Origin of the sequence: Blautia sp. MSK20_18 (assembly GCF_020553125.1) — a bacterium.
In the GTDB taxonomy this organism is placed as follows: Bacteria; Bacillota; Clostridia; order Lachnospirales; family Lachnospiraceae; genus Blautia_A; species Blautia_A fusiformis.
The window spans coordinates 1-21,810 of sequence record NZ_JAJCGR010000015.1 but is presented as its reverse complement, the minus strand read 5'-3'; the positions used below and the strand labels follow the sequence as shown (position 1 = coordinate 21,810).

Annotated in this window: 20 protein-coding genes; 15 read left to right on the top strand and 5 right to left on the bottom strand. The window is 46.4% G+C overall.

The genetic code is table 11. From position 1 onward, the window contains the following. Positions 1-15: 15 nt before the first annotated feature. Positions 16-315, top strand: coding sequence for a DUF3784 domain-containing protein (locus LI091_RS09860; protein ID WP_015527011.1), 300 nt, complete (start codon positions 16-18; stop codon positions 313-315). 106 nt (positions 316-421) lie between these two features. Here LI091_RS09860 and LI091_RS09855 read toward each other — a convergent pair whose 3' ends face one another. Beyond that, positions 422-1,780, bottom strand: coding sequence for an MATE family efflux transporter (locus LI091_RS09855; RefSeq protein WP_044962002.1), 1,359 nt, complete (start codon positions 1,778-1,780; stop codon positions 422-424). 2 nt (positions 1,781-1,782) lie between these two features. Then, positions 1,783-2,403, bottom strand: a complete 621-nt coding sequence (locus tag LI091_RS09850; protein WP_265191122.1) for an HAD family hydrolase — start codon at positions 2,401-2,403, stop codon at positions 1,783-1,785. 303 nt (positions 2,404-2,706) lie between these two features. Between LI091_RS09850 and sfsA the strand changes: the two genes are divergently transcribed. From sfsA to LI091_RS09835, 3 genes are read left to right on the top strand one after another with little or no spacing between them, the layout of a single operon-like run. Beyond that, positions 2,707-3,387: a DNA/RNA nuclease SfsA gene (sfsA, locus tag LI091_RS09845; protein WP_044961964.1), complete on the top strand. Its 681-nt coding sequence runs from the start codon at positions 2,707-2,709 to the stop codon at positions 3,385-3,387. 12 nt (positions 3,388-3,399) lie between these two features. Continuing rightward, the gene (gene mutY / locus LI091_RS09840) at positions 3,400-4,455 is read left to right on the top strand and encodes an A/G-specific adenine glycosylase (RefSeq protein WP_059085368.1); all 1,056 of its coding nucleotides are present in this window, start codon (positions 3,400-3,402) and stop codon (positions 4,453-4,455) included. Further along, positions 4,452-5,468 carry a glycosyltransferase family 2 protein gene (locus tag LI091_RS09835; RefSeq protein ID WP_059085369.1) on the top strand — a complete coding sequence of 339 codons (1,017 nt, stop codon included), beginning with the start codon at positions 4,452-4,454 and terminating at the stop codon, positions 5,466-5,468. The genes mutY and LI091_RS09835 overlap by 4 nt, the downstream gene beginning before the upstream one ends. Positions 5,469-5,493: 25 nt before the next feature. On the opposite strand, the gene LI091_RS09830 is transcribed toward LI091_RS09835, so the two are convergent. Further along, a complete protein-coding gene (locus tag LI091_RS09830) occupies positions 5,494-6,183 on the bottom strand; it encodes a phosphatase PAP2 family protein (RefSeq protein ID WP_059085370.1) in 690 nt (229 codons plus the stop codon). A gap of 73 nt (positions 6,184-6,256) precedes the next feature. Next, positions 6,257-7,189 (bottom strand): diacylglycerol/lipid kinase family protein, encoded by a 933-nt coding sequence (locus tag LI091_RS09825; RefSeq protein WP_059085371.1) that lies wholly within the window; start codon positions 7,187-7,189, stop codon positions 6,257-6,259. A 180-nt stretch (positions 7,190-7,369) separates the two neighbouring features. Between LI091_RS09825 and LI091_RS09820 the strand changes: the two genes are divergently transcribed. The 6 genes from LI091_RS09820 to LI091_RS09795 all read left to right on the top strand — a co-directional run bounded on the left by LI091_RS09820 (position 7,370) and on the right by LI091_RS09795 (position 13,654). After that, entirely contained in the window at positions 7,370-8,044 is a 675-nt protein-coding gene (locus LI091_RS09820; protein WP_021652293.1) for a response regulator transcription factor, read from the top strand. Between the two features lie 154 nt (positions 8,045-8,198). After that, positions 8,199-10,394, top strand: a complete 2,196-nt coding sequence (locus tag LI091_RS09815; RefSeq protein ID WP_021652294.1) for a DNA topoisomerase III — start codon at positions 8,199-8,201, stop codon at positions 10,392-10,394. 114 nt (positions 10,395-10,508) lie between these two features. Beyond that, a complete protein-coding gene (locus tag LI091_RS09810) occupies positions 10,509-10,889 on the top strand; it encodes a DUF6483 family protein (protein WP_022426444.1) in 381 nt (126 codons plus the stop codon). Beyond that, positions 10,889-11,560 (top strand): YkgJ family cysteine cluster protein, encoded by a 672-nt coding sequence (locus LI091_RS09805; protein WP_021652295.1) that lies wholly within the window; start codon positions 10,889-10,891, stop codon positions 11,558-11,560. Before LI091_RS09810 ends, LI091_RS09805 begins: the two co-directional genes overlap by 1 nt. A gap of 79 nt (positions 11,561-11,639) precedes the next feature. After that, complete coding sequence (locus tag LI091_RS09800; protein ID WP_015527022.1) at positions 11,640-12,539, top strand: LysR family transcriptional regulator; 900 nt, start codon at positions 11,640-11,642, stop codon at positions 12,537-12,539. A gap of 326 nt (positions 12,540-12,865) precedes the next feature. Continuing rightward, positions 12,866-13,654: a shikimate kinase gene (locus LI091_RS09795; protein ID WP_021652296.1), complete on the top strand. Its 789-nt coding sequence runs from the start codon at positions 12,866-12,868 to the stop codon at positions 13,652-13,654. A gap of 141 nt (positions 13,655-13,795) precedes the next feature. Here the strand turns inward: LI091_RS09795 and LI091_RS09790 are convergent, their stop codons facing one another. Next, positions 13,796-14,704 carry a LysR family transcriptional regulator gene (locus tag LI091_RS09790; protein ID WP_021652297.1) on the bottom strand — a complete coding sequence of 303 codons (909 nt, stop codon included), beginning with the start codon at positions 14,702-14,704 and terminating at the stop codon, positions 13,796-13,798. 286 nt (positions 14,705-14,990) lie between these two features. Between LI091_RS09790 and LI091_RS09785 the strand changes: the two genes are divergently transcribed. From LI091_RS09785 to LI091_RS09765, 5 genes are all read left to right on the top strand, one after another. After that, a complete protein-coding gene (locus LI091_RS09785; protein WP_022426446.1) occupies positions 14,991-15,830 on the top strand; it encodes a sugar phosphate isomerase/epimerase family protein in 840 nt (279 codons plus the stop codon). 113 nt (positions 15,831-15,943) lie between these two features. Next, entirely contained in the window at positions 15,944-17,869 is a 1,926-nt protein-coding gene (locus LI091_RS09780) for an FAD-dependent oxidoreductase (RefSeq protein WP_015527026.1), read from the top strand. A gap of 114 nt (positions 17,870-17,983) precedes the next feature. Next, positions 17,984-18,865 carry a shikimate dehydrogenase gene (aroE, locus tag LI091_RS09775; protein ID WP_015527027.1) on the top strand — a complete coding sequence of 294 codons (882 nt, stop codon included), beginning with the start codon at positions 17,984-17,986 and terminating at the stop codon, positions 18,863-18,865. 5 nt (positions 18,866-18,870) lie between these two features. Beyond that, a complete protein-coding gene (locus LI091_RS09770) occupies positions 18,871-20,070 on the top strand; it encodes an MFS transporter (RefSeq protein ID WP_021652301.1) in 1,200 nt (399 codons plus the stop codon). A 232-nt stretch (positions 20,071-20,302) separates the two neighbouring features. Then, positions 20,303-21,685 (top strand): hypothetical protein, encoded by a 1,383-nt coding sequence (locus tag LI091_RS09765; RefSeq protein ID WP_015527029.1) that lies wholly within the window; start codon positions 20,303-20,305, stop codon positions 21,683-21,685. The last annotated feature ends 125 nt before the right edge of the window (positions 21,686-21,810 follow it).

Here is a 21,810-nt window from a genome sequence, read left to right as displayed (position 1 = left end):
CAGGAGGAAAACATTATGTTTGATCAGTCATTCAGCTTTATACTTACAATCGCAGCACTGGTAGTAGGATTTATGCTTTTTACCGGACACGGTTCCTTTTTTATGAAAGGCGGAAACACACAGGCCAGAGCCCAGAAGTATGATGAGAAAAAAATGGAAAAAGTTTCAGGAATCTGTCTGATACTTATCGGAGTGGCTACAGGAGTTGACGCATTCACCACAAGTGTAGCAGCAAAGATCGCCTATGTAGTAATTCTGTTTGTGATACTTGCGGTATTTCTGTTTGTACTCAGAACAAAATGTATCAAAAAATGATCAGAAGTATCAGAACTATCCTTTAGGTAAAAAAGCAGAACTCCCCGTGAAACGGTAACCTGTCTGATCAGGCTCCGGTATCCGCGGGGAGTTTTTCTGTCTGTATTTAGTTTAATTTCGTTCGGCTGGTCTGCCGGAATGTCAGAGTAAAGATGATTCCCTTTACGATAGAAGTAAGGGAAAGTGCCCACCAGATACCATTGAGTCCCATTCCCGCATGAGTCAGCAGCATGGCAAGCGGGATTCTGGCCCCTGTCAGGATAATACTGATGATACTGCAGAGCTTGGTCATACCAAGGCCGGACAGTGCACCGATGGTCATCAGCTCAATGGCCATGAAAGCCTCACAGAAGCCGATGATGATCAGGTAATTTACAGAAATCCCAAGGGATTCCGGATCATGGAAAAACAGTCCGGAGATCGGGCGTGGGAGCAGCACAAAGGCTGCAGTTATGATAAGGCCCCAGATTGTCAGGATACCAAAGGAAATACGGTAGCCCTGGCGGATGCGGTCGTATTTTTTTGCACCGAAATTCTGTGCGGTAAAAGCATTTAAGGCAGAGGCAAAGCCGTCCGCGGTGTTCCAGGAAACGGATTCGATCTGTCCGCCCACACGTTGGACAGCAATGGCAGCAGCACCGAAGGCGGAAACCATTCTGGTCAGTACCATGGAGATCATACAGTAGAGCATGCTCTGGATAGCGGTTGGAAAACCAATGCGGAAGATATTTTTATAAAATTTTCCCGGAAAACGTGAAAAAAGATGAAGTTCACGAAGTACATTTGTTTCCAGCCCGGAAGTAAAGATCCGGAAAACCAGCACTGCAAAAACCAGAAACTGTGCAGTTACTGTGGCAATGGCAGCACCTAACGTTTCAAGCCGTGGAAAAGGTCCAATGCCAAGGATCAGGAGCGGATCCAGGAGCATATTTCCCACAAGTCCAAGAAAATTGGCCATCAGCGGAGATCTGGAATCTCCCTGGGCTGTAAAAAGTCCGGTGAGAGTCAGGTTCAGGAAGGAAAAAATGATCAGTCCGCAGGTGATCAGCATATAAGATCTGGCAGAAGAATATGCTTCCGGGTCTGTCAGATTAAAAAATCCGATCAGAGGATCAAGAAATATAATACTTGCTGCAGAAAATAAGAGACCGAAGAGAATGGTCATCTGCAGGGCACTGGCCGCGTAGGAACGTGCCTCTTTATAATCCTTCCGGCCGCAGGACTGTGCTGTGTTTACCTGTCCGCCCATTCTCGGAAGGGCTACCAGTCCCTGGGAAAGCCACACATACATGCCGCCCACACCGACACCGGCAACTGCCTTGGAGCCCAGAAGCCCGATCCAGGCCATATCTGTGATATTATAGGCAGTTCCAAGAAGGGAAGATGCCATGATAGGAAGAGCAAGCTCTGAAAGCGTTTTCAGGATCGGACCGGAAGTAAGGTCTATGGATTTTGATCTTTTCATACTCATCTGCATATCTCCGTAAGGTCAAAAGGCCTGGTGATCCGGTAATCCGGTTTATCCACCTGACCGAAACCGTATTCAGCAAAGATAAAAGGAACTCCTGCTTTCCGGCAGGCATTAAAGTCTCCTATAGTATCACCGATATAAACCGGATCGGAAAGATTATTATTCTCGCGGATCTTCATGATATTTTCCGCTTTGGCCATGCCGGTGTCACCGGGACAGAGATGGCCCTTGAAATAGTGTCCGAAGCCTGTGGATTTCAGGAACACTTCAATATATCCGGCCTGGCAGTTACTGACGATAAAAAGAGGAAAACGGCTGGAAAGAATCTTCAGTGTTTCCTCAAGATCCGGATACAGCGGAGCACATTTGCGAAGCAGTGCCTCGTGCTCTGCCTGGCAGCAGCCGTCGATGATACGAAGCTGTTCTGCTTCCGGAAGCTCAGGGAAAAGAGCCTTTGCGATATCCGGCAGCAGCTGGCCGAAAAGCCCCATCAGTCGTTTGGCGCTTACATCGGTATCCATGTGCTCCGTATGGATAAGGTAATCACTCCAGGCCTCAGCTACGATCCCGGTGGAATCCCAGAGCGTACCGTCAACATCAAAAATAACACTGTCCATCAGAAAAACCTCCCCAAAAAACTATGATATGTAAAAAAAGCAACCCTTTGTACTGGACATAGTACAAAACAAGTTACTGTTCACTCCGTTCTCAGCAATACGCTTCGCGATGCACAGAATTTATGTTAATCGCATAAATTCGCGCGGTATGTCTCGGGTTTTCTGTGGCCTTCGCTCACAAAAAACACCTCGCGGAATATTACCAGTGAACAGTTATCAAAATAATTCTATATGAGAAAAGAAAAAAAAGCAACTGCGCTTTTGAAGATTTTATGTTATAGTAAGGGTTACGAGGGAAAAACTATGAATTATAAGAATACGATCAGAGGTATATTCAAAGACAGGCCTAACCGTTTTATCGCTCATGTGCAGATCGGGGATCAGCTGGAAACGGTCCATGTGAAGAATACAGGCAGATGCCGGGAACTTCTTGTTCCGGAAGCAGAAGTGATCCTGGAAAAGAGTGATAATCCTGCCAGGAAAACGAAATACGATCTGATCAGTGTGAACAAGGAGGGCCGCTGGATCAATATGGATTCCCAGGCCCCGAATAAAGCAGCAGAAGAGTGGGTGGCGGCCGGAAATCTTTTTCCGGAGAAAGTGACTGTCAGGAGAGAAAAGACATACGGAAATTCCCGTTTTGACCTGTATGTGGAATCCGGGAAGCGAAAGGCTTTTATCGAGGTAAAAGGCGTCACTCTGGAAGAAAATAATATCGTGCGCTTTCCGGACGCACCTACAGAACGGGGGATCAAGCATCTCTGTGAGCTGATGCATGCAGCAGCTGACGGCTATGAGGCGTATCTTCTTCTGGTGATCCAGATGAAGGGTGTAAGGTATTTTGAACCAAATCGGGAGACACATCCGGAATTTGGAGAGACACTTAAGGCGGCAGCAGATGCCGGTGTTCACATCCTGGCCTATGACTGTGCCGTCACGGAAGATTCCATGAAGATCTGTGATCCGATACCGGTAAGATTATAGAAAGGAAACGATATGCCTGAAAACATTGCAGAACCCCTTCTGAAATGGTACGATAAAAACAAAAGGATCCTGCCCTGGAGAGATAAAGACAATGCCTATTATACCTGGGTATCTGAGATCATGCTCCAGCAGACCCGAGTGGAAGCTGTGAAACCTTATTTTCAGCGCTTTATCCAGGAACTTCCGGATGTAGCAGCCCTTGCGGCGGCACCGGAAGAGAGGATCATCAAGCTGTGGGAAGGCCTTGGCTATTACAGCCGTGTCCGCAACATGCAGAAAGCGGCTGTTCAGGTCATGGAAGAATATGGAGGCAGGATCCCTGAGGATTTTGAGACACTTCTCTCGTTAAAAGGAATAGGAAGATATACGGCAGGTGCCATTGCGTCCATTGCCTACGGAAAGAAAGTCCCTGCAGTAGATGGAAATGTGCTGCGGGTATACGCAAGACTCACCGAAAACCGTGGAGATATCATGAAACAGTCTGTACGGAAATCGGTGGAAAATGATCTTACAGAGCAGATGTCTGAGGACAGACCAGGGGATTTCAACCAGGCTATGATGGAGCTGGGAGCTGTAGTCTGTGTTCCAAACGGAGCAGCAAAGTGCGAAGAATGCCCGCTGGGGCATTTTTGCCTTGCCAGAAAGCATGGAACTGTAGAAGAACTTCCCGTAAAAGCACCGAAGAAAGCCCGCACCATAGAACAGCGAACGGTCCTTGTGATCCAGGACGGAGCAGGTACAGCGATCCGTAAACGTCCGGATACAGGACTTCTGGCAGGCCTTTATGAACTTCCAAATGTGGAAGGACATCTGACGGAGAAGGCGGCACTTGCCCGGGTAAAAGCCATGGGACTGGAACCACTGCGGATCGAAGCACTGCCGGATGCGAAGCACATTTTTTCCCATATTGAATGGAGGATGTGTGCTTATCGTATCGCTGTATCCTCTCTGGAAGAAGCACCGCAGGGGGAGTTCCTGTTTGTGGATAAGAGAGAATCCGATAAAAAATATGCAATACCATCTGCGTTTCGCGCATACACCAGATATATGAAGGAGGAAAACTCATGAAACTTTTGAGCGTAGCAATACCATGCTATAATTCAGAGGCTTATATGTCAAAATGCATCAATTCCCTGCTGATCGGAGGAGAGGAAGTGGAGATTATCATTGTAGATGATGGCTCCAGTGACCGTACTGCCGAGATCGCAGATGATTACGCCGAGAAATATCCAACTATCGTAAAAGCCATACATCAGGAAAATGGCGGCCATGGACAGGCAGTCAACACGGGAATCAAAAACGCAACAGGACTTTATTTCAAGGTTGTGGACAGTGATGACTGGGTAAATCAGGACGCCTACTATGAGGTCCTGAAAACACTTTATGAACTGACACGTGGGGCTGAGACCGTGGATCTTCTCATCAGTAATTTCGTTTATGAGAAGCAGGGAGCTACCCGCAAAAAGATCATGCAGTACAGACACTGTTTTCCGACAAACCAGATTTTCGGATGGGATGAGGTACGCCACATGAAAAAAGGCCAGTATCTCCTTATGCATTCCATGATATACCGTACAAAACTTCTCCATGACTGTGGAATGGAGCTTCCGAAACATACGTTCTACGTAGATAACCTGTTTGCGTTTGAGCCGCTTCCCTATGTAAAAAATCTCTATTATCTGGATGTAAATTTCTATCGATATTTTATTGGAAGAGATGATCAGTCTGTCAATGAGAAAGTGATGATCAAGCGTATCGATCAGCAGATCCGTGTAAACAAACTGATGGTGGACGCCTATCTGAAGGCTAATGTGAGCAACCGCAGACTTCGTGCTTATATGTTCAGCTATCTGGATATCATCACAACCGTTTCTTCGATCATGCTGGTAAGAGCTGCAACGCAGGAATGCCTGGATAAAAAACAGGAGCTGCAGGATTACATCAAAGACCAGAATATGGGACTGTACCGGAAGCTTCGGAGAAGTCTCTTCGGAAGAGTGTCCAATCTTCCCGGAAAAGGTGGAAGAAAGATGTTTGTGGCAGCCTATAAGATCTGTCAGAAGTTTTATGGATTTAATTAAAAAAAGCCCCCAACGGGGCTTTTTTTTATAAATTCTGTTCCGGCTTCTTCTTACGCATATGGGATAGAGAACGCTGTTCCTCGTAATCATCCACTCTCTGTGGATAGAACAGGAGATGTCCGAACAGTGCCAGTGTGGTGCCAAGACATACATCGATCACAGAATGCTGCTTGATAAACATGGTGGACAGGATGATCAGAACAGAAAGGATCAGAGCTCCTCGCTGAAGCCATTTCCTGTCTTTTAGTGCCTGGCAGTGATGAATGGCAAAATAAACAGCCAGGGAATTAAATACATGGATACTTGGCAGGATATTGGTGGGAGTATCTGTCCGATAGATCTCAGCCACCAGTCGTGTAAAGATGTTGCTTCTGGGGAATACCGCAGGGCGGAGATACTGAACGTTCGGATAGATGTAGGAAACAACAAGGAAAACCGTCATTCCCATCATCAGGTTGAAGATCAGCTGGAAATATTCCTTTTTATTCTTATTGCGAAACAGGAAATACACAACCGTCATTATCACATATGGAAACCATAAAAGGTACGGAATAATAAAAATCTCGCAGAACGGGATCATATCATCAAAAACAGTATGTACAATATGGTAGGCTCGTACAGGCCGCTGCTCCAGATATCCAAACAGGATAAGATAGGCAACGAAATAGATAGCTATGATAAAACCGTGCCTGTATTTTTTTATTTTACTCAACATTTTGCCGCTCCTTTTCTTGAGGTATGGCTGATGTCAGCCTTAAGCTTCTTTTTTGTTAAGTATCTACCTGCTACTATAACACAGGCATTATGATTTTTAAAGGTTTCTTTTCAATGGTCACAGAAAATTCACGCTGGATTCCGCCGGATTCTCCGTCTTTATGCACAGGAAGGGAATGGGCACTTGTAATATGTACGTTCCTGCACTGTAAAATATGTACACCGCGAATGCGGGTATGTTTTCCCCAGAGAGCGCTCGGCAGGCAGAACAGCATTTTCAGCTTGGAGATTCCTTCAATAACGATCACATCCAGTAAACCATCCTCCGGACTGGCGTTTGGACAGAATTTAAAGCCTCCGCCTTCATATTTCTGGTTCATTACAGCCGCAAACCAAGTCCTGCTGAAGGTTTGTGGCTTGTTCCCGTCAAGTGTTATCGTGACCGGGGACGGAGTAAGGAAGAGAAATTGCTTCAGTGCCACCATAAGGTAGATGAGTTTACCCATATGGAGACGGTTGAGAAATTTTTTGCCAGGTGTGATCAGGACTTCCTGACAGATTGCCGCATCGTAGCCTATTCCTGCACTGATGCCGAAACGGTAGGAATGGCTGCCAAGGTGGAGAACAGGAACATCCATGAAAATGGTCCGTCTGTTCTCAAGAATAGAGCGAAGCGCTTCAAAAGGATCAAAGGGCAGGCCCATACTGCGGCAGAAATCGTTGCCGGACCCGACCGGGATAAATCCGAAAACAACCGAAGACAGATCAATGATCCCGGTAAGTACTTCGTAAATAGTGCCGTCACCGCCTACTGTTACCAGAGTTACCGGGTCCTCCGGTGTTCCGGCAGTACTGATCCTTCGTGCCAGTACTGTGGCGTGTCCCACATATTCTGTGAGAAAATACTGATATGAGATCCCCTGACTTTCCATGATGCTGCGAAGCCGGTTCCAGACATTACGTCCCTCACCGGATCTTGAATTGGGATTCACAATAAAAGAATACATAATAAAAAACCTCCAAACAACTCTCTGCTTTATCATAACATTGACGTTCGGCTTTTACAAATTAAAATTTCTTAAGGATTTCTATATTTTACATAAACTTAACCTTTTTTCTATGTTGGATTTTACGAATGCACTTTATACTTGCACGTATCAGATGAAAAATGAAGCTGGAGGAAAATTATGATATATCTTGTGGAAGATGATGAAAGTATCCGTGAACTTGTTGTATATACATTAAACAGTCAGGGTCTGGAGGCACAGGGTTTTGAACGGCCATCACTTTTCTGGAAAGCGCTAGAAAAAGAACTGCCTTCACTGGTGCTTCTGGACATTATGCTTCCGGAGGAAGACGGACTGTCTATTTTAAAAAAAATCCGTATCCGTCCGGATGTGCGGAAACTTCCGGTGATCATGCTTACTGCAAAAGGAAGTGAGTTTGATACCGTGGTAGGTCTGGACAGCGGTGCAGATGATTACATTCCGAAGCCGTTCCGCATGATGGAACTGATCTCCAGGGTACGTGCCCTTCTTCGGAGATCAGAGGACAATGGCGCAGAGGAGTATCGTATGGAAAATCTTTATGTATGTCCGGGAAGACATGAGGTAACTGTTGATCAGGAGCCTGTGAATCTGACACTGAAAGAATACGAGATGCTTTGTCTCCTTCTGAAAAACAGTGGTACGGTTCTTTCCAGAACACAGCTTTTAAATCAGATCTGGGGATATGAATTCGACGGGGAGAGCAGAACCGTAGATGTACATATCCGTACCCTTCGCCAGAAGCTTGGCCCGGCAGGAGATCTGGTGGAAACAGTTCGTGGAGTGGGCTATAAGATCAGCGGAAAATGTGCATGAACAGCTGCTGAGAGTAATATGAAAGTAAAGAGCATTTCGACGGAAAAAGGCTTCGGCCCTTTTCTGGACGAAGTGCTTTTTTCATGCTATAATAGTTGAACCCCGGAGCCATTAGGAAACAGGCTCCAAAGAGTAAGAGGTGAAAGAAAAAAATATGAAATCATTAGTAATTGCGGAGAAGCCATCCGTTGCCAGAGACATTGCCAGAGTCCTCCACTGCAGTCAGAAGGGGAACGGAACCCTGGAAGGAAAAGACTATGTAGTGACCTGGGCCCTGGGACATCTGGTAACACTGGCAGATCCGGAAGAATACGATAAAAAATATACCAAATGGGAGCTTTCCACGCTTCCCATGATGCCGGAGAAAATGAAACTGGTGGTGATACGCCAGACCTCCAAGCAGTACAATGCGGTGAAAACCCAGCTTTACAGGAAGGATATCGGGGAGATCATCATTGCCACAGATGCTGGACGTGAGGGAGAACTGGTAGCAAGATGGATCCTTGCAAAGGCAGACTGCCATAAACCTATTAAGCGTCTGTGGATCTCATCCGTAACGGACAAAGCAATCCGTGACGGCTTTGCCCACCTTAAAAACGGCCATGATTATGATGATCTTTACCGTGCGGCACAGGCCAGGGCGGAGGCGGACTGGCTGGTGGGAATGAACGGGACCAGAGCGCTGACCTGTAAATATAATGCCCAGCTTTCCTGCGGACGTGTGCAGACCCCCACCCTTGCCATGATCGCAAGAAGAGAGCAGGAAATCCGGGAATTTAAGCCGGAGGATTATTACGGGATCACTCTGCAGGCGGGAAATGTACGCTGGACCTGGCGTGACGGAAAAAGCGGAAGCCTCCGCACCTTTAAGAAGGAGCGTGCCCAGGAGATCCAGACAAAGGCAGGAAAAAGCAACCTTACCATAACAAAGGTTTCCAGAAAGCCGAAGAAGACCTATGCGCCGGGGCTTTATGACCTGACCACTCTTCAGAGAGAAGCCAATCAGAAATACGGCTTTTCTGCAAAGGAAACTCTGAATATCATGCAGAGGCTCTACGAGAATCACAAAGTCCTTACCTACCCAAGAACGGATTCCAGATATATAGGAAAAGATGTAGTTCCTACCATTAAAGAGCGTCTTCAGGCATGCGGGACAGGTCCTTATCGAAAACTTGCCGGTGCGCTGGTCAATAAACCGATCCAGACCAGTGCTGGCTTTGTGGATGACAAAAAAGTCAGTGACCATCATGCCATCATTCCTACAGAACAGTTTGTACAGCTGGATCATATGACCAACGAGGAACGGAAGATTTACGATATGGTAGTACGCCGTTTCCTGAGCGTGCTGTATCCGCCGGCTGTATATGAGCTGGTAAGCATGGAAGGAACTGCAGCAGGAGAAACTTTCGCTGCAAGCGGACGTATTGTAAAAAGTGCAGGGTGGAGAGAGGTTTATGAAGGCGGCTGGCAGGATGAGGATGAAGAGGAATCCGGTGATAAGCTGAAAGACCAGAAGCTTCCGGAGCTTACGGAAGGTCAGATACTTACTGTGGAAGGAGCAGCTCTTACAGCAGGCAAAACAAAACCACCGGCCAGATTTACAGAGGCCACACTTCTTGGTGCCATGGAAAATCCGGTTCATTTTATGGAAAGCCACGACAAAAAAGCGGCAAAAACCCTTGGTGAGACCGGTGGACTTGGAACGGTAGCCACAAGAGCGGACATCATCGAGAAGCTTTTCAACAGCTTTATGATGGAAAAAAGAGGCAATGAGATCTACATTACCTCCAAGGCGAAACAGCTTCTGGAGCTGGTTCCGGAAGAATTGAAAAAGCCGGAGCTTACCGCAGACTGGGAGATGAAGCTCAGTGATATTGCAAACGGAAAGCTCCGTCAGGATAAATTCCTCACAGGGATCCGTAAATATGCCTGTGAGATCGTAGATGAGATCAAAGGCGGACAGGGAACATTCCGCCATGACAATATGACAAACAAGAAGTGCCCTAACTGCGGCAAACATCTTCTGGCAGTCAACGGAAAGAATGCCAAAATGCTGGTGTGCGAGGACCGGGAATGCGGATACAGAGAGACAGTATCCAGGACCACCAATGCGCGCTGTCCGAAATGCCATAAGCGTATGGAGATGCTTCTGAAGGGAAAAGAAGAGACCTTTGTATGTCAGTGCGGCTATAAAGAAAAGCTTTCATCCTTCCAGGCAAGACGAGCCAAAGAGGGTGCAGGTGTGAATAAGCGTGATGTGCAGCGTTATCTTAAGAAACAGCAGAAAGAGGCCAATGAGCCGGTGAACAATGCATTTGCACAGGCGTTGTCAGGAATTAAACTGGATTAAATAAATTGCCTGTCCAGATATCCGGGGTTCGGATGAGCGGAGGACCGGATGCAGATACGTCGGTCGGAGAAATGTGTCTGGCAGAACAGGACAGCAGAAAGAGAGGAAAACGATTTGGGATTACAGGATGACAGAATGTCAGGAAATATTCAGGATATCGCAAGACTGATCACAAGACTTCTTCTTAAGGGAGATATGCCGCAGTATACACTTCCTGCAGCAGAGGCAGATTATACAGAGGCAGACCAGCTTTTTAAGAAGGTTATCGGACTTGCTGATGAGGGTGATATCAACGGAGCGGAAAATGAGCTTCTTATGAACATGGAGGAAGATGATCCAGATTATCTGGAGCTTGCCCTTACCTTTTATCTGCATCTCAATGATATGGACGTAGATTACCTGGATGATCACGATTATTCCAGGGAGGAGATCCTGGACGGGTTGAAAAGCCTGGCTGAGGACTGGGGAGTTACAGGACTGGAGGCACTTGTCTGATGCGGCGGGAGGTTACACTGGAGGAAATTTCCGACGGTCGTTTATACGAGGCAAATGACATGGTAAAGGCAGACTGTCAGGACTGTAAGGGCTGTTTTGACTGCTGTACGGGAATGGGAGATTCTGTTGTACTGGATCCGCTGGATGTATGGCGGTTAAGTCAGGGACTTCACTTAAGTGTGGACCAGCTGCTTGCCGGAAAAATAGAGCTTGGCGTCACAGACGGAAATATTCTGCCGCATCTTAGGATGACAGGGGCAGAGGAACGATGCGTATTTCTGAATAGCAACGGAAGATGCTCCATCCACAGCTTTCGTCCGGGCTTCTGCCGTTTGTTCCCGCTGGGAAGATACTATGAGGACGGGAGTTTTAAATACATCCTTCAGATCCACGAGTGCAAAAAGACCAGCCGCAGTAAGATCAAGGTCCGGAAATGGGTAGATACTCCGGATTTTCAAAATTACGAAAAATTTGTCTGTGACTGGCATTATTTTCTTCTGGATGTCCAGGCGGTTCTCTATGAGAGCGAGGACAGTGATCTGATCCGAAACCTGAACATGTATGTGGTGAACCAGTTTTACAGGAAGCCTTATGATGAGAAGCGGGATTTTTATGAGCAGTTTTATGAGAGACTTGCGGCGGGAAAAGAACTCCTGAGCCTTGGAGTGTGAAACAGACCAGGCAGCGAGGTGTCTGAGCTTACCTGCCTGAAAGTCTCTCGCGCGGAGGAAAGAAAGGATTTTTTGACATATGAACTTAAATCAGCTCACATATTTTGTGACTCTTGCCCAGATCGAAAATTATACCAGAGCAGCCAAGAGGCTGGATATAACCCAGCCAAGCCTGAGCCATGCGATCTCCAACCTTGAAAAGGAACTGCAGGTTCCACTTTTTGAGCGTCACGGAAGAAATGTGACCATGACCAAATACGGGGAAATGTTTCTGAAATATGTGCAGGACTCCTTACATATCCTGAATCTTGGTGTGGAGAGGATACAGGAAGCGGCAAGGATTCCGGGAGGAAGTATTTCCATCGGGTATATCCATACCCAGGGACGCAGATTTATCCCGGAGCTTGTCCGGGGGTTCCTTAATGAACAGGAGGGGAAGAAGATTGATTTCCGTTTTCAGAATGCAGCTACCGGAAGTCTGATCCGGGGTCTGAAGGAAGAGAAATTCGACGTGATCTTCTGTTCCCGGGCAGAGGGCGAGAAGGAGATCAGCTTTGTGCCGGTGTCAGAAGAAAAGCTGGTGGCTGTAGTGCCTGAGAACCATGCTCTTGCAGACCGAAATTCAGTGACCATAAAAGAGCTGGGGCAGTATCCGCAGGTGACCTTTACCCCTGCAAGCGGACTGTATTTTGTGATCCGGGAGCTTTTCGAAAAGGAAGGACTTTCACCGGAGACGGCCTTTGAGGTAGAAGAGGATGGTGCACTGGCAGGTATGGTGGCGGAGGAATTTGGTGTAGGCATTGTGCCGGATGTACCGGTGATCCATACACTTCCTGTGAAAATCTTAAATATTGAGAATCTGCACTGCCGTCGTTACATATACATGGGAATGATGAAAAACCGGTACCCAAGTGCGCTTGTGGAGCAGTTCCGGGATTATATATACAAGCATTACCGGATCTATGAAGTGATACAGTAGAATCTTGGTGATAAAATTTCTGTAAAAAATCTCTGCTTCTGTAAAAGGGCGGAGATTTTTTTGACACAGATCCTGGCGTGAATACTATAGCAATTCCATAAATTACTGCAAACAATTCAGTCCATCATAGCGTGAAGTCCGGCGTCGGATATCTTTGCCGTGCCTAAAAATTATAAAAATAATCTATAGATCACATGCGTAAATTCAATGAAAATTTGGGTTGAGATAAAAATGACCAGTTGGTATAATAAGGACAGATACTTGATTTAAAGTGATAAAGTGATGACGGAAATCCGTAATAAAATGAACGAAGTAAAGGAGATATTATGAACCAGTTAGAAGTATTAAGAGAAAGCCTTGGACAGTGCGATGAGATCATCCTGGACGCACTCCTTATGAGAAACAGGATCGTAGAGGACATCATGGTATACAAGGAAGCTAACGATCTTCCGGTACTTCAGCCGGAACAGGAGGCGAAGCAGAAAGGATGGCTGGAAGCCAGAATGGAAGGCAGACGTCATAAGAAAGAGGTCAATGATGTTTTTGCAAGCATCACACAGAACAGTAAAAGGATCCAGTCCAGAAATCTTTTCAATTATAATATCTTCCTGATCGGATTTATGGGAGCTGGTAAATCTACGATCTCCGATTATCTGAAGAATGTTCTTGCCATGGATGTTGTGGAGATGGATCAGTGTATCGTGGAGAGACAGGGAATGAGCATTTCCGATATCTTTGAGACTTACGGTGAAGAGTATTTCCGTGAGCTTGAGACAAATCTTCTGATCGAGATGCAGTCCAGATCTAATGTTGTAGTATCCTGTGGCGGTGGTGTTCCGATGCGGGAGCGCAATGTTACCGAGATGAAAAAAAATGGCCGTGTTGTACTTCTGACTGCAAAGCCGGAAACTATTCTGGAACGTGTAAAGGATAATCATGACCGTCCTTTACTTGAGAACAACAAAAATGTTTCATTTATCGCTGATCTGTTGGAAAAACGTCGCGCGAAATATGAGGCAGCAGCAGATATAGTTGTTGAGACAGACGGAAAGAGTGAGCTTGAGATCTGCGAGGAGCTGATCCACAGACTTCGTGAGGCAGAGGCAAATAAATAACTGCTGATCATAAAACAGAATAGTTTTACATATAAAAGGGACAGCTGTCCGATAAACCGTACAGAAACAGAACGGAGATCGGGCAGCTGTCCTTTATGATATAAAAGATCCGGACCATATATTTGCAGATGAACAGATCGTTTAATTGGTCTTATAAAAAATCTCCCTCGAGGTTTCCTCGATCACAAATTTTTTAAAGGCTTCCACGACCGGCGGATGGTATACATCCTTCAGCATGGCCATGTAGAAATTCCGCTGCCAGCTTGGAGAGACAAGGGGCAGGATCTTAAGGTTCAGAGAGTGAAGGATCGGGATATCCGGTGCAATGCAGATGCCGAAATCATTGGCAACAAATCCTGCGGCAACCTGATCCTCATCGATTTCAAAAGCCACATCCGGGTACTGACCGATGCTCTTAAATAACTGGTCAATGATCTGGCGGAGACCGCTTCTCTTCTTGAAGATGATCTGCTTGTATGGAAGCGTTTCCTCCAGATGAATCTCGGATTTCTCAGCAAGAGGATGTTCCGGCGGAACGATGACGACCAGATCCTGCTTGGCAACCGGAATAAATTCGATCAGTGGTTCGTCGTCAAATTTGGAACAGAAGCCGATATCGTATTTCTTTTCTTTCAGTCCGGTGAGGATATCGCCGGTAAGCACCTTATCGCAGAACAGATTGAAATGGATCTGTTTTCCCTTATTGGCATTAAGAAAGCTGCGGATGATCTTTGGCATAAAGTCAACACCCAGAGTTCTGAGAAAAGCCACATCGATCTGTCCTTCTCCCTTTCCTGCAAGCTGGAGACCGTTTACGGAGGAATCCAGCCGGTTCAGGGTTTGTTCCACATCCTCCAGAAAAGACTTGCCATATTTGGTGAGAGAAACATTCCGTCCGTTTTTTTCAAATAATTTCACTCCAAGCTCTTCCTCCAGAGAAGAGATCGCGTGACTTAGGCTGGGCTGTGTGATGGCCAGAACATCCGCAGCTTTTGTATAATGTTCCAGATGAGCCAGTGTCACGAAATAGCGAAGATGATACAGATTCATTTTTCAATACTCCTTTCGTAAGTTTATCTGAATGTTTTACTTCGAACAGATCCCCGGTAAGTCTGACAGACATAAGAGATTTGCCGGGCCGTATGCAGTGACGGCGGCAATACGGCTGAATATGTTTTATATAGTATAACATGATATATTGATAAAATCTATGGATTCTCCTGGTACAATCAATTTGTTTTGTATTTAACAAAGTTATATAATGCTTATAGAAAAAAGATACAAAATAATTTAAAAAAAACAAATAAAATTATTTAAATTTTCAGGAGGAATTATCATGTCAAAAGAATTTCCAATCACAATCAGTTCCTGGACACTGGGAGATCAGTGCAAATTTGAGGACCGTGTAAAAGCTGCCAAAGAGGCTGGCTATGAGGGGATCGGCCTGAGAGCAGAAACCTACGTAGATGCCCTGAATGAGGGACTTTTCGACGAGGATATCCTGGCAATCCTGGATAAATATGACATGAAGGTAACAGAGGTTGAGTACATCGTGCAGTGGGCAGAGGAGCATCGTTCCTATGAGCAGAAATACAAAGAACAGCTCTGCTTCCATATGTGTGAATTATTTAACGTAAAACAGATCAACTGCGGACTGATGGAGAACTATTCCGTAGAGTACACAGCACAGAAGCTTCGTGAGCTTTGCCACAGAGCAGGCAAATACATCATCGGTGTTGAGCCAATGCCATACAGCGGAATCCCGGATGTGAAAAAGGGCTGGGCTGTTGTAAAAGCTGCTGACTGCGAGAATGCGAAACTGATCCTTGATACATGGCACTGGGTAAGAGCAAACCAGCCGATCGAGCTTTCCGTACTTGAGGGAATCCCGGCAGACAAGATCGTATCCATCCAGATCAACGATGTATGGGAAAGACCATATGCAACAACGATCTTAAGAGATGAGTCCATGCATGACCGTCTTGCTCCTGGAACAGGAATCGGAACAACAGTACCGTTCGTAAAAATGATCAAAGAAAAAGGCATCAGACCAAATGCCATCGGCGTAGAGGTTATCAGCGATGCAAACCTTGAAAAAGGTATCGAGTATGCTGCAAAACATACATATGAGAACACAAAGAAGGTACTGGAAGAGGCTTGGCCGGAAGTACTGTAATTAATATAAGAAACTAATATTTCAGACGGGCCCCTGTTTCCGACGTCATACCGGTGACAGGGCGTTACCGTGAAAGAAACAAAAAGATTGTTTCAAAGGAAAGGAGAACGCATATGAAATTCAATGCGATGTTTCAGCCGATCGAGATCGGTCCTATGACAGTAAAGAATCGTTTTGTTGTTCCGCCAATGGGAAATAACTTTGCAAACACAGACGGAACAATGAGTGAGCAGTCCGCTGCATATTACAGAGAAAGAGCAAAAGGCGGATTTGGTCTGATCACCATCGAGGCTACTGTAGTTCACAAGGGCGCAAAGGGCGGCCCGCGTAAACCATGTCTTTATGACGACTCTACAATCGAGAGCTTCCGCAAGGTTATCGACGGATGTCATGCAGAAGGAGCAAAGGTGTCCATCCAGCTTCAGAACGCAGGTCCGGAAGGAAATGCAAAGAACGCAGGAGCACCGATCACAGCAGCAACCAGTATCCCGTCAGTGTGCGGCCGTGATATTCCGAAGCAGCTTACAACTGAGGAAGTTTATGAGCTGATCAAAGGCTACGGTGAGGCAGCAAGAAGAGCAATGGAAGCAGGAGCAGATGCTGTTGAGATCCATATGGCACACGGTTATCTGGTAAGTACCTTCCTTTCTCCGAGAACAAACAAGAGAGTGGATGAGTTTGGCGGATGCTTTGAGAACCGTATGCGTTTCTCCCGTCTGATCATCGAGGAAGTTAAAAAAGCAACACAGGGAAAAATTGCAGTTCTTGCAAGAATCAACTGTGCAGATGAGGTTCCGGGCGGACTTGATGTCCACGACAGTGCAGCAATCGCAGCATATCTGGAAAGCTGCGGACTGGACGGACTCCATGTATCCCGTGCCGTTCATATCAAGGATGAGTTTATGTGGGCACCGACTGTTATCCACGGTGGATTCTCTGCAGCAGAGGTTGAGGAGATCAAACGTGCGGTAAATATCCCGGTGATCACAGTTGGACGTTATACAGAGCCACAGTTCGCAGAACTGATGGTAAAAGAAGGAAGAGCAGACCTTGTAGCATTCGGACGTCAGAGCCTTGCAGATCCGGCTATGCCGAAGAAAGCACAGGAAGAGCGTCTTGAGGATATGACTCCTTGTATCGCCTGTCTTCAGGGCTGTGTTGCAAACATGTATGCAGGAAATCCGGTATGCTGTCTGACAAACCCATTCCTGGGTCATGAGGCAGAGCCGCTTGAGAAAGCGGAAGAGCCGAAGAAGGTTATGGTTATCGGTGGCGGTGTTGCAGGACTTTCTGCTGCATTTATCGCAAAAGAGAGAGGACATGAGGTAACGCTTTATGAGGCAGGAGATGTTCTCGGCGGAAACATGAGACTTGCTGCATATCCGCCGGGAAAAGGTGACATCACAAACATGATCCGCAGCTACATCCATCGCTGCCAGAAGGATGGCGTTAAGATCGTGATGAACTGTGAGGTAACTCCGGAGCTTATCAAAGAAGAGAAGCCGGACAGCGTGATCATTGCCACCGGTTCCAAGACTCTGATCCTTCCGATCGAGGGAATCGACAATCCGGCTATCATCCACGGCTCTGACCTTCTGGATGGCAAGAGAGCAGCAGGCAAAAAGGTTCTCGTTGTCGGCGGTGGAATGGTTGGATGCGAGACAGCTGCATTTTTAGGCGAGCAGGAGCATGATGTAACTGTTATCGAGTTCCGTGATACCGTAGGTGCAGACGTGATCCACGAGCACAGAGTATATCTGATGAAGGATTTCGAGGACTACGGAATCAAGGAGATCACCGGAGCAAAGGTATGCAAATTCTATGAAGACGGGGTAGAATATGAGACTGCTGACGGAGTACGTCACGAGTCAAGAGGATATGATTCTGTGATCCTTTCCATGGGATTCCGCAACTACAATCCTCTGGAAGAGAAGATCAAAGACCTTGTACCTGAGACACATGTGATCGGAGATGCTATCCGTGCAAGACGTGCACTGGATGCAACAAAAGAGGCTTATGAGGTAGCTTCCAGGATCTGATCTGCCAATCTATCCAATAAACCGGACAGTACAAAAATTAAAAAGATGCCCTGTCAGACACCGGAAAAAATATATCCGGTGTCTGACAGGGGAAAATGCAGGAGGTAAAAAGAAATGGAACAGAGAATTAAAGGAACAACTGGTTTACTTGCACTGATCGGAAGCCCTGTAGGACATTCCGGATCCCCGGCTATGTACAACTTCAGCTTCCAGTACCATAACCTGGACTATGCTTACATGGCATTTGATATCAAAGAGGATCAGGTTCCGGCAGCTCTTGATGCAATGCGTCTGTTCAAAATGAGAGGCTGCAATGTAACCATGCCTTGCAAGAACAAAGTAGCTCAGTGTGTAGACGAGCTTTCACCGGCAGCAAAGATCATCGGCGCTGTAAACACCATCGTAAATGAGGATGGAAAACTTGTTGGACATATCACAGACGGTATCGGATTTGTCCGCAATCTGAAAGAGCACGGTGTTGATGTAAAGGGTAAAAAGATGGTAGTCCTCGGAGCAGGCGGTGCAGCTACAGCCCTTACTGTACAGTGTGCCCTTGACGGAGCTGCATCCATCGCGATCTTCAATCCTGACGATCCATTCCTTGACAGAGCAAAAGGAACTGCTGAGAAGCTTGCAAAAGAAGTACCGGACTGCAAAGTAAGCGTATATTGCCTTGACGACCAGGACAAACTGAGAGAAGAGATCGCAAACGCAGATATCCTCGCGAACGGAACACTTGCAGGAATGAAACCACATGATGACATCACACTGGTTGATAAATCCATGTTCCATAAGGATCTTGTTGTTGCTGACTGCGTATACAATCCGGCAGAGACAAAGATGGTAAAAGAAGCAAAAGAAGCAGGCGTGAAGCTTGCTGTAGGCGGAAAAGGAATGCTTCTGTGGCAGGGTGCAGCATCTTACAAGCTTTACACAGGTCTTGAGATGCCGACAGATGAGTACCAGAAATTTCAGGCTGAGAACGAAGGGAAATAAGAAAAATGAGCCAGACAGGTAAGAAAAATTTAGTGATTACTTCTATCGCGCTGTATTTTACATATTTCATCCATGGAATCGGAGCTTCCATCATGGGTCAGTACAAGCCGGAGCTTGCGGCTCACTGGGGAGCAAAGGCTTTAAGTGATGGAACTATGGATGTCAGCATGGTAGTATCTGTAATTGCCGCACTTGGACTTGGAAGACTGATCTCTCTTCCGTTTTCCGGTCCCCTGTCCGACAAATTCGGACGCAGATTAAGCGGAATCATCGGCGTGATCTGTTATGCAGCATACTTTATGGGAATCGCATTTGCTCCGTCTATGGGAGTTGCCTACGCCTTTGCCATTGTAGGCGGTATCGCAAACTCCTTCCTGGACACCTGCGTAAGCCCGACATGTATGGAGATTTATGTAAACAATCCTTCTGTAGCGAACCTGTTTACAAAATTCTCCATGTGTATCAGCCAGTTTCTGCTTCCTTTCCTCATCGGATTTGTAGCAGCGGCGAATATGTCCTACAGAACCATTTTTATTGTTGCAGGTGCTGCGATCTTTATCGATGGAATCCTGATTCTGTTCCTGCCATTCCCGGAGAGAAATACAGCAGGTACAGTAAAGAAAGAAAAAGCAAAATTAAAGATCACTCCTGCAGCTCTTGCAGCAATCCTCATCGGATTTACAAGCTCTTCTACATTCATGCTGTGGCTGAACTGTAACCAGGAGCTCGGAAAGCTTTATAACTTAAGTGATCCTTCCAAAATCCAGTCATTCTATGCAGTAGGAACCTTTGCAGCAATCCTGTGTTCCTCTGTATTTATCAAAAAAGGACTGAAGGAGATCAATATCCTGATCATTTATCCACTGATCTCTTTCATCATGCTGGGACTTTGCTACTTTATCCAGAATCCGACAATCTGTCTTATCGGTGGATTTGTGATCGGTTTTGCAGGCGCAGGCGGTGTGCTTCAGCTGGCTGTTTCCACAACTGCGGAGTTCTTCCCGGAAAACAAGGGAACTGCAACATCCATGGTCATGATCGCATCCAGCGTTGCGAACTACACCATTCTGACACTGGCCGGCTACATTACAAAGACTGCCGGAACCAGTGCTCCGAGAATGATCCTGCTTCTCAATATGGCAGTGACATTCATAGGAATCCTTCTTGCACTGTTCGTTAAGATGAACCGTGGAAAAGAGGCTTGACTGAATCAAGGAAATCCCTTGGGGTGAATATCCGTTTGACTACAGTAAAAAAAGTGAATCATTGTATGGATACAGACAAAGATGACTGAATCTGTGCAAAACAAAGTTCCAATTCGGGAACAATTCCCGGATTGGACTTTACCGTTTTTGAAAATGTTTGTTAATTAACAAACTTACAAAATAAAAGATACTATATATGTATTATCAAAAAAAACGATAAAGGAGAATCGTTATGGCACGTGCAGCAAGACAGCGAAGAGAAAACGAACTGCCCTACATTCCGTTTGGGCCATTTCAGATTCGTTTTCCGTTTATTCACTATAAAATTGAGTCCGTAGAGTTTATCCAGGGCCTGATCCTCGGGGTTACGGCACTGGCGGCGGTTCCTTATCTGGAACAATATCTGGGATTGCCTTATGAGCTGGCATGGAGCTGTGTGATCATAGAGACCATGCTGTATATGCTACACAGCTTACTTGGTGATCCGGTTGTACCGGGATGGATCACACCGACCCTTCCGCTGACGATCGTATTCCTGGAAGGCTTCCCTATGGGAAAAGAACGTATCCAGGCAATGATCGCCCTGCAGATGCTGGTTGGTCTCGTGTTCATATTTATGGGCATCACCAAGCTTGCGGATAAATTTGTCCATGCAGTACCAAATTCTGTTAAGGGTGGTATCCTTCTTGCTGCGCCGGTGACGGTTATGGCAGGACAGCTGGGAGAGGGCGGCAACATGCATAAGTATCCGCTGGCGATCGTTGCCGGTGTAGGCCTTCTGATCCTGATCAGCTTTTCAGATAAATATCAGGAGAAGAGAAAGAACAACAAATTCCTGGATCTTGTTGCCAGGTATGGAAACCTTTTCCCGTATCTGATCGCCATGGTGGTAGGTCTTCTTGTAGGAGAACTGGATGCGCCTGGTTTGGAGCTGGGAACCTTTATCAAGATCCCACAGTTCAAAGAGATCATCTCACAGGTAAGTATCTTTGGTGTGGGAATCCCGCCGGTCTCCATGTTTGTCAAAGCGCTTCCTCTGGCACTTGTATGCTATGTTATCGCATTTGGTGATTTTGTTACCACAGAGACACTGGTTACAGAGGCACGCCAGTCCAGAGATGATGAGTACATTGATTTCAATTCCAGCCGCTCCAACCTGGTCAGCGGCATCAGGAACCTGATCCTTTCCGTCATTGCCCCGTTCCCGCCGCTTTCCGGTCCGTTATGGGTTGGAATGACAGTATCTGTTTCCATTCGTTACAAAGAGGGAAAGAAAGCTATGAAGTCTCTGATCGGCGGTATGGCATCCTTCCGTATTGCAACGTTTTTAAGTGTGCTGATCATTCCGGTTGTAAGCTTCTTCCGTCCGATCTTCGGAGTCGGTTCCTCCATTACTCTGATGTTCCAGGCCTTTGTCTGTGCAAGGATCGGTATGGATTACTGCAGAACAGACCGTGACAAGATGATCGCAGGTGTTATGGCAGCTGTGCTTGCAACCCAGGGAACTGCATGGGCATCCGCATGGGCCCTGGCTGTAGGCTTCGGTCTGAATATCTTCCTTTCAAACTGGGATCCCAGAAAGAAAGAGGAGAATGCCATCGAGGATAAAAATTGATCAGAGGAAGAACAAAGATATAAAAAACAGAAAAAGAAGAAGTGTGCTGGATGGGTCAGCACACTTCTTCTTTTTGTGTGCGCCCGGCGGCGCACGTTTCTAACGGGGGCAAGTCCCGAATCCGC

What these genes read in the sequence shown, in the direction of transcription:
- LI091_RS09860 (WP_015527011.1), top strand. Translation starts at nt 16, where the DNA reads ATGTTTGATCAGTCATTCAGCTTTATACTTACAATCGCAGCACTGGTA.
- LI091_RS09855 (WP_044962002.1), bottom strand. Translation starts at nt 1,780, where the DNA reads ATGAAAAGATCAAAATCCATAGACCTTACTTCCGGTCCGATCCTGAAA.
- LI091_RS09850 (WP_265191122.1), bottom strand. Translation starts at nt 2,403, where the DNA reads ATGGACAGTGTTATTTTTGATGTTGACGGTACGCTCTGGGATTCCACC.
- sfsA (WP_044961964.1), top strand. Translation starts at nt 2,707, where the DNA reads ATGAATTATAAGAATACGATCAGAGGTATATTCAAAGACAGGCCTAAC.
- mutY (WP_059085368.1), top strand. Translation starts at nt 3,400, where the DNA reads ATGCCTGAAAACATTGCAGAACCCCTTCTGAAATGGTACGATAAAAAC.
- LI091_RS09835 (WP_059085369.1), top strand. Translation starts at nt 4,452, where the DNA reads ATGAAACTTTTGAGCGTAGCAATACCATGCTATAATTCAGAGGCTTAT.
- LI091_RS09830 (WP_059085370.1), bottom strand. Translation starts at nt 6,183, where the DNA reads ATGTTGAGTAAAATAAAAAAATACAGGCACGGTTTTATCATAGCTATC.
- LI091_RS09825 (WP_059085371.1), bottom strand. Translation starts at nt 7,189, where the DNA reads ATGTATTCTTTTATTGTGAATCCCAATTCAAGATCCGGTGAGGGACGT.
- LI091_RS09820 (WP_021652293.1), top strand. Translation starts at nt 7,370, where the DNA reads ATGATATATCTTGTGGAAGATGATGAAAGTATCCGTGAACTTGTTGTA.
- LI091_RS09815 (WP_021652294.1), top strand. Translation starts at nt 8,199, where the DNA reads ATGAAATCATTAGTAATTGCGGAGAAGCCATCCGTTGCCAGAGACATT.
- LI091_RS09805 (WP_021652295.1), top strand. Translation starts at nt 10,889, where the DNA reads ATGCGGCGGGAGGTTACACTGGAGGAAATTTCCGACGGTCGTTTATAC.
- LI091_RS09800 (WP_015527022.1), top strand. Translation starts at nt 11,640, where the DNA reads ATGAACTTAAATCAGCTCACATATTTTGTGACTCTTGCCCAGATCGAA.
- LI091_RS09795 (WP_021652296.1), top strand. Translation starts at nt 12,866, where the DNA reads ATGAACCAGTTAGAAGTATTAAGAGAAAGCCTTGGACAGTGCGATGAG.
- LI091_RS09790 (WP_021652297.1), bottom strand. Translation starts at nt 14,704, where the DNA reads ATGAATCTGTATCATCTTCGCTATTTCGTGACACTGGCTCATCTGGAA.
- LI091_RS09785 (WP_022426446.1), top strand. Translation starts at nt 14,991, where the DNA reads ATGTCAAAAGAATTTCCAATCACAATCAGTTCCTGGACACTGGGAGAT.
- LI091_RS09780 (WP_015527026.1), top strand. Translation starts at nt 15,944, where the DNA reads ATGAAATTCAATGCGATGTTTCAGCCGATCGAGATCGGTCCTATGACA.
- aroE (WP_015527027.1), top strand. Translation starts at nt 17,984, where the DNA reads ATGGAACAGAGAATTAAAGGAACAACTGGTTTACTTGCACTGATCGGA.
- LI091_RS09770 (WP_021652301.1), top strand. Translation starts at nt 18,871, where the DNA reads ATGAGCCAGACAGGTAAGAAAAATTTAGTGATTACTTCTATCGCGCTG.
- LI091_RS09765 (WP_015527029.1), top strand. Translation starts at nt 20,303, where the DNA reads ATGGCACGTGCAGCAAGACAGCGAAGAGAAAACGAACTGCCCTACATT.